Raw genomic sequence first — 11,352 nt, 5'->3', positions numbered from 1 at the left:
CTTGGCGACCATAGCGTTGTGGACCCACCTGATTCCATGCCGAACTCAGAAGTGAAACACAATAGCGCCGATGGTAGTGTGGGGCTTCCCCATGTGAGAGTAGGACATCGCCAGGCTTTAAATTTTGGACACTTGCTTGATAGCAAGTACGCCACTGCGGAGTGGTAGTTCAGTTGGTTAGAATACCGGCCTGTCACGCCGGGGGTCGCGGGTTCGAGTCCCGTCCACTCCGCCACTTTATTAAAGACAAAGTTAAGTCTCTAAAACAACTACAGGGGTGTAGCTCCAATTGGCAGAGCAGCGGATTCCAAATCCGCGTGTTGGGAGTTCGAATCTCTCCACCCCTGCCATTTTCTAAAGCCTCAGTCGAAAGACTGAGGCTTTTTTGCGTTTTAGAAGCGAGATCGCTGCGCTGCGAGAGACGAGAGTCGAGGGGGCGGGGTTCGAGGACGCTTACGCTTCGAGGTGCGAGTAGTTTGTGGGTGGGGGAAGTTTACCGTCCACGCATACTTTCATATATTTCCTAGATATCAGATATGAAAAAGCCTAGCATGCACCGATGCTGGGCTTTTTACGTTACAGATGAATATCAGTGCGGTAATAGTAATAGGTGAGTAGTGAACATGTGGCTATCGACCACACTACTCGCTCCTCGAAGGGCGATAGCCCGTACTCGAACTCCGCCCCTGCGATTTTAGAGGATGCTTTTCGGTACGATTCTGCGCAGTTTGACCTTGAACCTTTTCCACAAACTGACTTTGTGGTCTGGGTTGAAGTCGGGGGTGATTCGCCATGCATTATCTGGTTCCATCTCGATAAGCATTGCGTCTTTTACCCCTTTAGTAATTTCTGGTGAGTGGATCACTGTAAAGCTTTCTGTATTGAGGTTGGCGCTGCGAGGGTCGAAGTTATAGGTGCCTATGACTGTTGTTGAGTCATCGATGACCATGCTCTTGGCATGAAGCCCAAAAATAGGTGTGGTTGGCAGACGTTTAAACATATGCTCTGTCATCACTCTTTGTCTAACTCTAGCGTCCGGACGGAACTCATATAGCTCAACGCCAGTGTTCAATAGGGCCTCTCGGCTGCGTTGATAACCGCTAAACGCTTCGAGATTATCAGTTGATGCAAGGCTGTTAGTCAGTATCTTTATTTCGATACCACTATCGACCAAATGTTGGAGGAACTCTCGATCTGCCTGACTTGTCACCAAGTAGGGAGTTTGAATTATGATGCTCTTTTCCGATTGGCTGAGCAGTTCGATCAACTTGGTGTGAGTTGGACTGCCACCGGCTAGAAAAGCGGTTTGATCATTTTTGCCCGGTTGATCAGATATATAGTCAACACGATCGACAAAAGTAAATTTACCTTGCTCGGCTAGACGCTGGAAAGTGTCGGGGACCAGTTCTATCTCTTTACGGATATCAGGATGAAAATTGGTTGGATTACAAGCATAGCTGTGTAATCGGGAGAACTCCAGCTGAGCATCTTGGTCATCAAACTCGGCAAGGTGTTCTATGGGCACACTCAATTCACTGTGCCAAAATGTCTCAAACGATGACTGCATGTCATCCACCGCTTCACCCGCCAGAAACACATCACGATCTCTGAAGTTATATTCATGATCAAAACCAAAGTATTCATTAGCTATATTACGTCCGCCAGTGATGGCTAACTGTCCGTCCACGATGAAGACTTTGTTATGCATTCTCTGATTGAATGCGTGAAAATCCAACATCAGAGAGCCGACTTTCTGCAATAGGTTTCTACCCATATTGGTATTGGGGTTGTAGACCTTAATTGAGATGTTGTGATGAGCGGATAACATCTGCAGCTCATCCGCTCTGGCACCCAATAATAAGTCATCAATGATGACCCGAATCTTCACGCCACGCTCAGCGGCCCTCACCAAATAGTCGGTTGCAATAAGACCAACATTGTCGACCGAAAAGATGAAGTACTGGATATCGATAGATTGCTCAGCCCGAGATGTCAGCCAAGTCCTTGACATCATTGCCTCAGCACCTTGCTCGAGCACATAGACCCCAGTCTTGCCTTCTAATTCGTCTTGAAAGGGCGTAATGAATGCCGATAGAGGTTCAACTTCGGTGGTTGGAAATTGTTCACAGTAATCGTAATCGGAGAGGGGGACACTATCTGGTTGTTCACTACACCCGAGTACCAGTAAGGCGAGTGTTGTCACTACAGTTGTTTTTTTCACAGCGAAATGTGCCTAAATGTTTGAATATATGACGATAAAATACAAAACATATAGTCAACTGTCATCATCTGAGAAACTTATCTCATTGCTAATGAAGGTTCCCCTAGCCAAGATTCCTTCTCGCCTCTCGCCTCTTGTTTCTCGAATCTCACCTCTACCCTTGAGGTATAAAAAAACCCCGCTAAAGCGAGGTCTTTAACTATCGATATACTCAGCGCAGATTACTTAAGCAGCGCTTCGTTACCGTTTTCACGGATGTGCTTGATAATGCCTTTCACGCCACGTGCGCTTGAAGCAACGACGTTACCCGACTTCATGTAGTCAGTGCCGCCAGCAAAATCAGTTACAATCGCACCTGCTTCACGAGCGATAAGTTCACCCGCAGCGATGTCCCAAGGCTTAAGGCCTAGTTCAAAGAAACCATCAACGCGACCAGCAGCTACGTAACATAGGTCAAGTGCAGCAGAGCCAGTGCGACGGAAGTCAGAACAATCAACAAACAGTGCAGAAACGATCTTTAGGTAAGATTCGCTGTGCTGCTTTTGTTTGAATGGGAAGCCTGTCGCTAGTACAGCACCTTGTAGATCTTTTAGTGCATTTACACGGATACGTGTGTTGTTTAGCTGTGCGCCAGCACCACGTTGAGCAGTGAATAGCTCGTTACGGATTGGGTCGTACACACACGCTACCTCAGTCTTGCCGTTTAGGCGAACTGCGATAGAGACAGAGAAGTGAGGAAGACCTTTGACAAAGTTAGTCGTGCCATCCAGTGGGTCGATGATCCATTGTGCGTTTTTGTCCTTGCCTTCGATCAGACCATTCTCTTCAGCAACGATAGAGTGATCAGGGTACGAATTCTTGATCGTATCGATGATGATAGCTTCAGCTTCTTTGTCTACGTTCGTTACGAAATCATTCGTACCTTTTTGTGTAGATTCAATTTTATCAGCAGTTTCTAGTGATTTAGCGATATGGTTACCTGCTTTTCGTGCAGCACGAATAGCAATATTCAGCATAGGATGCATAGATATCTTCCCAACGGATGTTAAAGAACAAAAAACGCGACGAGTATATCAGTTATTTTTGCAAATGGAAGTGGTTATTTTTTGCACTTTATCAGTAGTGGATAGGAAATCGAACTGACGCTATTGAGCATATTATGATACCATTCTGCGTCCAAATTATAGGGGTAAGTCATCATCATGTTAGATCGCGTTAAAATCGTTTTGGTAGGTACATCTCACTCAGGCAACATCGGGTCTGCCGCTAGAGCCATGAAGGTGATGGGGCTATCAAATCTGGTACTGGTTGATCCTCAGTGCGAGCGTGATGGACAAACGACAGCATTGGCTTCTGGTGCTAGCGACGTCGCGATGAACGCTGCAGTTGTTAGCAGTGTTGAGGAAGCCGTGGCGGATTGCACCCTAGTCATTGGTACGAGTGCACGTTCTCGCACGCTTGAGTGGCCGATGGTTGAGCCACGTGAGTGTGGCGAGAAGCTGATCTCCACCCTGGTCTCTGATCATGATAATGCCTCCGTTGCGGTGGTGTTCGGTCGTGAGCGCACAGGCCTGACCAACGAAGAGCTGCAAAAGTGTCAGTATCACTTGAGCATTCCGGCAAACCCTGAATACAGCTCGCTAAATCTCGCGATGGCAGTACAGACGGTCGCGTACGAAATTCGTATGGCTTTTCTGGCTCACCAACAGAGCCAATACACGCCTGCTGAGGCGGACAGCTACCCGCGTTATGAGCAGCTTGAACAATTTTACGTACACCTTGAAAAAGTGCTTTACGATACCCACTTTATTGAGAGAGACAAGCCACAGAAGGTGATGGACAAGTTACGCCGTCTGTTTACCCGCGCAAGGCCTGAATCTCAAGAGCTCAACATTCTACGTGGCGTGCTAACCGCGATCGAGAAAACGAACAAACTGAAGTAGTTAGGTTGTAAAAAATACCTGACTAATTTAGTCAAATAAATACTTGACCATTTTAGTCAGGTATGAAAAACTTCTTAACACATAAACAGTGTGTTAAGGATGGATTATGAGATTAACATCGAAAGGACGATATGCAGTCACTGCCATGCTAGATGTGGCATTGCACTCGCAGCATAACCCCGTTCCTTTGGCGGATATTTCAGAGCGACAAGGGATTTCGCTTTCGTATCTAGAGCAGCTATTTTCCAAACTCAGAAAAGCTGGCCTAGTTGCTAGTGTAAGAGGTCCCGGTGGCGGCTATCGCCTTGGTGCAGAAGCGCACACAATCTCGATTGGTACCGTGATCTCAGCCGTTGATGAGTCGGTTGATGCGACGAAATGCAATGGTAAGGGAGATTGCCAAGGTGGCTCCCGTTGCTTAACTCACACCTTGTGGCGTGACTTGAGTACACGCATTTCTGATTTCCTCAACAATATCACGTTGGGTCAATTGATGAAGGACAACGAAGTCCTTGAAATTTCTGATAAGCAAGACATAGATCTCGCGCTAAATCATAGCCTTACACACGGCAATTCGAGCTTATCATCGATTGGCGTTGACGTGCGCTCATAGCTCACCGCACATAGTGGCAAGGTTTTACACTGGAGAAAATAATGAAACTGCCTATTTATCTTGATTACTCTGCAACTTGCCCTGTCGATCCGCGAGTTGCTGAAAAAATGGTTCAGTACATGACTATCGACGGCACGTTCGGTAACCCAGCTTCACGCTCACACCGTTACGGTTGGCAAGCAGAAGAAGCGGTTGATACCGCTCGTGAACAGATTGCAGACCTGCTTAACGCCGACCCACGTGAAATTGTCTTCACCTCTGGTGCAACTGAATCTGACAACCTAGCGATCAAGGGTGCAGCACACTTCTACTCCAAGAAAGGCAAGCACGTGATCACGTGTAAAACAGAACACAAAGCGGTTCTTGATCCATGCCGTCAGTTGGAGCGCGAGGGTTTTGAGGTGACATACCTAGAGCCTGAAGCGAACGGTATTGTTGACCTTAAAAAGCTGGAAGCGGCGATGCGCGACGACACTGTTTTAGTGTCTATCATGCATGTAAATAACGAGATCGGTGTTATCCAAGACATCGCTTCCATCGGTGAGTTGTGCCGTGAGCGTAAAATCGTATTCCATGTAGACGCTGCGCAATCTGCAGGCAAAGTGCCACTAGACGTGCAGGAAATGAAGATTGACCTAATCTCATTGTCTGCACACAAAGCCTATGGCCCTAAGGGTATTGGTGCTTTGTACGTTCGTCGTAAGCCGCGTATTCGCCTAGAGGCGCAAATGCACGGCGGTGGTCATGAGCGTGGTTTCCGCTCTGGTACGCTACCGACTCACCAAATTGTGGGTATGGGCGAGGCGTTCCGTGTGGCGAAAGAAGACATGCAAAAAGACTTTGACCACGCAATGGCACTGCGTAACCGCCTATTAGATGGTGTGAAAGACCTAGAAGCGGTGACGATCAACGGTGATTTGGATCAGCGCGTACCGCACAATCTAAACGTGAGTTTTGCGTTTGTTGAGGGTGAGTCATTGCTGATGTCGCTAAAAGATCTAGCGGTATCTTCAGGCAGTGCATGTACCTCAGCAAGCCTTGAGCCTTCGTATGTTTTACGTGCGCTTGGCTTGGATGATGAACTAGCACACAGTTCAGTTCGTTTCTCTTTCGGTCGATTTACGACTGAAGAAGAAGTAGATTACGCAATCGAGCAAATTCGCTCAGCAGTTATCAAGCTGCGCGACATGTCTCCTCTATGGGATATGTACAAAGAAGGGATCGATTTGAGCACTGTTGAGTGGGCACACCACTAAGACGGCGCCGTCTGTCCAATGGATTGATATAGAGGATTCGAGGTAACTTATTATGGCATATAGCGAAAAAGTAATTGATCACTACGAAAACCCACGTAATGTAGGTTCTTTCGACAAAGAAGATCCAAACGTAGGTAGTGGCATGGTCGGTGCACCTGCGTGTGGCGACGTAATGAAACTGCAAATCAAGGTAACGCCAGATGGCATTATCGAAGACGCGAAGTTCAAAACATACGGTTGTGGTAGTGCAATCGCATCGAGCTCACTGGTTACTGAGTGGGTAAAGGGCAAGTCTGTCGATGAAGCGGCTGCGATCAAAAACTCCGAGATTGCTGACGAGTTAGAGCTGCCACCGGTTAAAGTACACTGCTCTATCCTTGCCGAGGATGCAATCAAGGCAGCCGTTGCTGACTACAAGAAAAAGCACGACCAATAATCGCTGATAGGGCTTTTCCTGGCCGGATATTGCCCTATCATCTTTCGCACGTTCAATAGAAGACCAAGGGTGTAGTATGGCCATTTCATTAACAGAAACCGCAGCAAATCGAGTGAGAGCTTTTTTAGACAGTCGAGGCAAAGGTCTGGGCTTGCGTCTAGGGGTGAAGACCACTGGCTGCTCGGGTATGGCTTACGTCCTTGAGTTTGTCGACGAGCTCGACGAAGGCGATGAGGTCTTTGAGCACCAAGGTGTCAAAGTGATCATCGACAAAAAGAGCTTAGTCTACCTAGACGGCACTGAGCTGGATTATGTGAAGCAAGGATTAAACGAGGGCTTTGAGTTTAATAACCCAAACGCAAAAAGCGAATGTGGTTGTGGTGAGAGCTTCAACGTTTAATCGATAAGAGCGGTGGGCAGATTTGCCCACGCCTTGTTAGCAGGGATCGACCGCAACATGAATTATTTTGAATTATTTGGGCTACCAAGCCAGTTTAAGCTGGATGGTGGCCTTCTTTCTTCTCAGTTCCGAGAATTACAAAAGCAGTTTCATCCGGATAATTTTGCTAGTGCTTCTGAGCGAGACCGCTTGATGGCCGTGCAGAAGGCATCTGAAATCAACGATGCGTACCAAACGCTCAAGCAACCTATCTCACGCGCAGAGTATATGCTATCCCTCAATGGTATCGATATTCGAGCCGAGCAACAGACACTGCAAGACCTAGAGTTTTTGATGGAGCAGATGGAGTTGCGTGAGGAGCTGGAGCATATCTCATCAAGCCCAGATGGCGCCGATGAGCTGTTTGATTTTGATAGCAAAGTCAGCAAGATGTATAAACAGCATTTAGGCTTTGTCGAGCAGCAGATCCAAGCTCAGGCCTGGGATGAGGTTGCAGATCTGGTGCGTAAGCTAAAATTTATCGCAAAGCTAAAGAACGAAATCGAACGAGTCGAAGATCACCTACTCAACTAGTGACAGACGAGTTGGGAACAAGGAACACTAATGGCACTACTTCAAATCGCAGAACCGGGTCAAAGCTCGGCACCCCATGAACATAAATTAGCCGCTGGTATTGACTTAGGTACGACCAACTCACTGGTCGCCTCTGTGCGCAGTGGCAGCGCAGAGCCCCTGACGGATCAGCAGGGCAAGGCTATTCTGCCCTCTATTGTCAATTATTCATCGGAGACGCCTCAAGTTGGCTACGCCGCGCAGCAACTCGCAGAGAGCGATCCACAAAATACCATTATCTCGGTTAAGCGCCTGATTGGGCGTTCACTCGCTGATATTAATGCGCGCTACCCATCATTGCCTTATCGCTTTAAAGCGAGTGAAAATGGGCTTCCATTGCTCGAAACCTCGGCTGGAGATAAAAACCCGATTGAGGTCTCTGCCGATATTCTCAAAGCACTTGGTCAGCGAGCTGAGCAGACGTTAGGTGGTGAGCTGGCAGGTGTGGTGATCACCGTACCGGCTTACTTTGATGATGCCCAGCGCGCGGGCACCAAAGATGCGGCCAAGCTTGCAGGCCTGCATGTATTGCGTCTGCTTAATGAGCCAACGGCTGCCGCGATTGCGTATGGCCTAGATAGTGGTCAAGAAGGCATTATCGCGGTGTACGACCTCGGCGGTGGTACGTTTGATATCTCTATTTTACGTCTGTCAAAAGGCGTATTTGAGGTGCTAGCAACCGGTGGTGACTCTGCGCTGGGTGGTGATGACTTTGATCATTTGCTTGCCGAGCACCTGTTGGAAAAAGCGGGTATCGAGCAACCTCTGACGGCCGAGCAAAACCGTATCCTACTCAATGTGGCAACGGCCACCAAAATTGCTTTCTCTGAGCAAAACACCGTCGCAGTCGACGTGCTTGGTTGGCAGGGGCAGGTCAGCCGTGATGAGTTTGAAGACCTGATCCGCCCATTAGTGAAAAAGACCCTGATGTCTTGTCGTCGGGCTCTAAAAGATGCCCAGGTAGACACAGAGCAAGTGCTTGAGGTTGTTATGGTCGGTGGCTCTACCCGTACAGGTCTAGTGCGTGAGATGGTCGGGGACTTCTTCGAGCGTCCGCCATTAACCAGTATCAACCCTGATGAAGTAGTGGCAATCGGTGCAGGTATCCAAGCGGATATCCTCGCAGGCAACAAGCCTGACTCTGAGATGCTGCTGTTGGATGTGATCCCACTATCATTGGGAATTGAAACCATGGGTGGCTTAGTAGAAAAGATCGTTCCACGTAACACCACGATTCCTGTGGCGCGAGCTCAAGAGTTTACCACCTTCAAGGATGGACAAACGGCAATGAGTGTCCACGTTGTACAAGGTGAGCGTGAGATGGTTGATGACTGTCGCTCCCTGGCGCGTTTTTCACTCAAGGGTATCCCGGCAATGGCTGCGGGCGCGGCTCATATTCGTGTGACTTATCAGGTCGATGCTGATGGCCTGCTCTCTGTGACTGCAATGGAGAAAAGCACTGGCGTTCAGTCGGAGATCCAGGTCAAGCCCTCGTATGGGTTGAGTGATGATGAAGTCGCTAATATGCTCAAAGATTCCATGACCTATGCTGAAGAGGACATGCAGGCGCGTGCGCTTGCTGAGCAGCGCGTTGAGGCCGATCGTGTTATCGAGGGGCTGGTGGCTGCGCTTCAGGCCGATGGCGATGAGCTACTCTCAGAGCAAGAGCAACAGGTGCTGCTCAAAGCGATAGAGGCATTGATTGAATTGCGCAATGGTGGGGACACTGCCGCGATTGAGCAAGGCATCAAAGATACTGACAAGGCAAGTCAAGAATTTGCCTCACGTCGTATGGATAAATCGATCCGAGCTGCCCTTTCCGGTCAGTCTGTAGATGATATATAAGAGATAGAAAGTTATGCCAAAAATTGTTGTTTTACCCCATGAAGACCTTTGTCCTGAAGGTGCGGTGTTGGAAGCCGAAAGTGGTGAAACGGTTCTCGATGTTGCGCTAAAAAATGGTATTGGTATCGAACACGCGTGTGAAAAATCGTGCGCCTGTACCACTTGCCACGTTGTCGTTCGAGAAGGCTTTGATTCGCTCGAAGAGAGTGATGAGCTTGAGGATGACATGCTAGATAAGGCGTGGGGTCTAGAGCCGGAATCTCGGCTGGGCTGTCAGGCAAGAGTGGCCGATGAGGATCTGGTTGTAGAGATCCCTAAATACACGCTAAACCACGCCTCAGAAGATCACTAAACGCGTCTAAACTCTCATTGAGACAAGGAGTAGCTAATGAAATGGATTGATTCGCGCGACATTGCGATAGAGCTATGCGAGTTGTACCCAGACACCGATCCTAAAACCGTGCGTTTTACCGATCTGCGTGAGTGGATTATGCAGCTGGACGAGTTTGATGACGATCCGGCGCACTGCAATGAGAAGATTCTTGAGGCGGTGATTCTATGTTGGATGGATGAGTTCGACTAGAATTGCGAGCTGCGACCATAAAAGCGAGCTTTTTAGCTCGCTTTTTTTATCAAAGTGACACTTACGTCGTACATAATGCTAACATCCTAAAGTAACTATAAAAACGAGCAGTACTACTTTGCTGCCAGACAAGGAGAAACCATGTCTAACCAGATGTTAGTCCAATTGAGCCGTGAGCCTGCTGCTGCGCAGTGGGGAGAAAAGGCGATTGTTTCGTTTACTCAGAACGGGGCAACGATTCACCAAGATCAGAGTCAAGATACCACGGTTGTTCAACGCGCTGCGCGTAAACTTGACAGCCAAGGCATCCGCTCTGTATTACTTCAAGGTGATGCTTGGGATCTAGAATCAGTCTGGGCATTCCACCAAGGTTATCAAAACCCTAAAAAACATAACTCACTAGAGTGGTCTGCGCTTAGCGATGATGATCAAAGTGAGCTTGATGCGCGCATTAAAGCGACCAGTTTTACTCGCGATATTATTAATAAACCTGCAGAAGAAGTTGCACCACGTCAACTTGCCACCATGGCGGCGGAATTTATCAAATCGGTAGCACCAGCGGGAACAGTCACGACTAAGATTGTTAAAGACAAAGATTTGTTAGCGGAAGGTTGGCAGGGCATTTTTGCTGTTGGGCGTGGCTCTGAGCGCACGTCTGCGATGCTTCAGCTCGACTTTAACCCAACCGGTGATGAAAACGCGCCAGTGTTCGCTTGCTTGGTTGGCAAAGGCATTACTTTCGATTCTGGTGGTTACAGCATTAAGCCTTCAAACTTCATGACCGCGATGAAAGCGGACATGGGCGGCGCTGGTACTATCACAGGTGGTCTGGGCTTAGCGATTCTGCGAGGCCTGAATAAGCGTGTGAAGCTGATTCTGTGCTGTGCGGAGAATATGATCTCAGGTCGTGCTCTTAAGCTGGGTGATGTGATCACTTACAAGAATGGCAAGACGGTTGAGATCATGAACACCGACGCTGAGGGACGACTTGTTCTAGCGGATGGCCTTATCTACGCCTGTGAGCAAAATCCTGAGCTTATCATCGACTGTGCGACGTTAACGGGTGCGGCAAAAAATGCTTTAGGCAACGATTACCACGCACTGATGAGCTTTGACGATGAACTGTCTCATCAAGCGCTAACCTCAGCGCGAGCGGAAAACGAAGGTCTGTGGCCACTACCACTAGCGGAGTTCCACCGTGGTATGTTACCGTCAAATTTTGCAGACCTATCGAACATCAGCACGGGTGATTACGTGCCTGGTGCAAGCACGGCTGCTGCGTTCCTGTCTTACTTTGTTGAAGACTATAAAAAAGGTTGGCTGCACTTTGACTGCGCAGCAACATACCGCAAATCTGCAACTGATAAATGGTCTGCAGGCGCAACGGGCGTTGGTGTCCGCACACTAGCTCGCCTGCTGACGGACAGCGCGCAGTAAGCTTAC

12 protein-coding genes, 2 tRNA genes and 1 rRNA gene are annotated in these 11,352 nt (G+C 48.4%); 13 read left to right on the top strand and 2 right to left on the bottom strand.

Features of this window, described 5'->3' with window-relative positions; all coding sequences use genetic code 11:
* The 3 genes from rrf to ACSTTG_RS18080 all read left to right on the top strand — a co-directional run bounded on the left by rrf (position 1) and on the right by ACSTTG_RS18080 (position 350).
* A 5S ribosomal RNA gene (rrf, locus tag ACSTTG_RS18090) occupies positions 1-116 on the top strand.
* Positions 117-158: 42 nt separating this feature from the next.
* A tRNA-Asp gene (locus ACSTTG_RS18085) sits at positions 159-235 on the top strand.
* 38 nt (positions 236-273) lie between these two features.
* Positions 274-350: transfer RNA gene (locus ACSTTG_RS18080), tRNA-Trp, on the top strand.
* Positions 351-694: 344 nt separating this feature from the next.
* On the opposite strand, the gene ACSTTG_RS18075 is transcribed toward ACSTTG_RS18080, so the two are convergent.
* Entirely contained in the window at positions 695-2,221 is a 1,527-nt protein-coding gene (locus ACSTTG_RS18075) for a phospholipase D-like domain-containing protein (protein ID WP_438475760.1), read from the bottom strand.
* A gap of 221 nt (positions 2,222-2,442) precedes the next feature.
* A complete protein-coding gene (gene suhB / locus ACSTTG_RS18070; protein ID WP_438460196.1) occupies positions 2,443-3,246 on the bottom strand; it encodes an inositol-1-monophosphatase in 804 nt (267 codons plus the stop codon).
* Between the two features lie 177 nt (positions 3,247-3,423).
* Here suhB and trmJ point away from each other — a divergent pair, with 177 nt between their 5' ends.
* The 10 genes from trmJ to pepB all read left to right on the top strand — a co-directional run bounded on the left by trmJ (position 3,424) and on the right by pepB (position 11,346).
* Positions 3,424-4,164 carry a tRNA (cytosine(32)/uridine(32)-2'-O)-methyltransferase TrmJ gene (trmJ, locus tag ACSTTG_RS18065; protein ID WP_438460197.1) on the top strand — a complete coding sequence of 247 codons (741 nt, stop codon included), beginning with the start codon at positions 3,424-3,426 and terminating at the stop codon, positions 4,162-4,164.
* 106 nt (positions 4,165-4,270) lie between these two features.
* Complete coding sequence (gene iscR / locus ACSTTG_RS18060; protein ID WP_438460198.1) at positions 4,271-4,777, top strand: Fe-S cluster assembly transcriptional regulator IscR; 507 nt, start codon at positions 4,271-4,273, stop codon at positions 4,775-4,777.
* Between the two features lie 41 nt (positions 4,778-4,818).
* Positions 4,819-6,033, top strand: coding sequence for an IscS subfamily cysteine desulfurase (locus ACSTTG_RS18055; protein WP_438460199.1), 1,215 nt, complete (start codon positions 4,819-4,821; stop codon positions 6,031-6,033).
* 52 nt (positions 6,034-6,085) lie between these two features.
* Entirely contained in the window at positions 6,086-6,469 is a 384-nt protein-coding gene (iscU, locus tag ACSTTG_RS18050) for a Fe-S cluster assembly scaffold IscU (protein WP_438460200.1), read from the top strand.
* Between the two features lie 76 nt (positions 6,470-6,545).
* Positions 6,546-6,869 carry an iron-sulfur cluster assembly protein IscA gene (iscA, locus tag ACSTTG_RS18045; RefSeq protein ID WP_438460201.1) on the top strand — a complete coding sequence of 108 codons (324 nt, stop codon included), beginning with the start codon at positions 6,546-6,548 and terminating at the stop codon, positions 6,867-6,869.
* A gap of 57 nt (positions 6,870-6,926) precedes the next feature.
* Complete coding sequence (gene hscB / locus ACSTTG_RS18040; RefSeq protein WP_438475759.1) at positions 6,927-7,442, top strand: co-chaperone HscB; 516 nt, start codon at positions 6,927-6,929, stop codon at positions 7,440-7,442.
* 30 nt (positions 7,443-7,472) lie between these two features.
* Positions 7,473-9,326, top strand: a complete 1,854-nt coding sequence (gene hscA / locus ACSTTG_RS18035; protein WP_438475758.1) for a Fe-S protein assembly chaperone HscA — start codon at positions 7,473-7,475, stop codon at positions 9,324-9,326.
* Positions 9,327-9,339: 13 nt separating this feature from the next.
* A complete protein-coding gene (fdx, locus tag ACSTTG_RS18030) occupies positions 9,340-9,678 on the top strand; it encodes an ISC system 2Fe-2S type ferredoxin (protein WP_438460204.1) in 339 nt (112 codons plus the stop codon).
* A gap of 36 nt (positions 9,679-9,714) precedes the next feature.
* Positions 9,715-9,909, top strand: a complete 195-nt coding sequence (gene iscX, locus ACSTTG_RS18025) for a Fe-S cluster assembly protein IscX (RefSeq protein ID WP_438460205.1) — start codon at positions 9,715-9,717, stop codon at positions 9,907-9,909.
* A gap of 141 nt (positions 9,910-10,050) precedes the next feature.
* Positions 10,051-11,346 (top strand): aminopeptidase PepB, encoded by a 1,296-nt coding sequence (pepB, locus tag ACSTTG_RS18020; protein WP_438475757.1) that lies wholly within the window; start codon positions 10,051-10,053, stop codon positions 11,344-11,346.
* Positions 11,347-11,352 lie beyond the last annotated feature (6 nt).

Source organism: Vibrio glycogenivorans (assembly GCF_051660965.1).
In the GTDB taxonomy this organism is placed as follows: domain Bacteria; phylum Pseudomonadota; class Gammaproteobacteria; order Enterobacterales; family Vibrionaceae; genus Vibrio.
The sequence above is the reverse complement of the archived record's forward strand: the minus strand, read 5'-3'. Positions and strand labels throughout refer to the sequence as shown.

Excerpts from the sequence above, each read along its gene's own strand:
- suhB (WP_438460196.1), bottom strand. The coding sequence starts at position 3,246 with ATGCATCCTATGCTGAATATTGCTATTCGTGCTGCACGAAAAGCAGGT.
- trmJ (WP_438460197.1), top strand. The coding sequence starts at position 3,424 with ATGTTAGATCGCGTTAAAATCGTTTTGGTAGGTACATCTCACTCAGGC.
- iscR (WP_438460198.1), top strand. The coding sequence starts at position 4,271 with ATGAGATTAACATCGAAAGGACGATATGCAGTCACTGCCATGCTAGAT.
- ACSTTG_RS18055 (WP_438460199.1), top strand. The coding sequence starts at position 4,819 with ATGAAACTGCCTATTTATCTTGATTACTCTGCAACTTGCCCTGTCGAT.
- iscU (WP_438460200.1), top strand. The coding sequence starts at position 6,086 with ATGGCATATAGCGAAAAAGTAATTGATCACTACGAAAACCCACGTAAT.
- iscA (WP_438460201.1), top strand. The coding sequence starts at position 6,546 with ATGGCCATTTCATTAACAGAAACCGCAGCAAATCGAGTGAGAGCTTTT.
- hscB (WP_438475759.1), top strand. The coding sequence starts at position 6,927 with ATGAATTATTTTGAATTATTTGGGCTACCAAGCCAGTTTAAGCTGGAT.
- hscA (WP_438475758.1), top strand. The coding sequence starts at position 7,473 with ATGGCACTACTTCAAATCGCAGAACCGGGTCAAAGCTCGGCACCCCAT.
- fdx (WP_438460204.1), top strand. The coding sequence starts at position 9,340 with ATGCCAAAAATTGTTGTTTTACCCCATGAAGACCTTTGTCCTGAAGGT.
- iscX (WP_438460205.1), top strand. The coding sequence starts at position 9,715 with ATGAAATGGATTGATTCGCGCGACATTGCGATAGAGCTATGCGAGTTG.
- pepB (WP_438475757.1), top strand. The coding sequence starts at position 10,051 with ATGTCTAACCAGATGTTAGTCCAATTGAGCCGTGAGCCTGCTGCTGCG.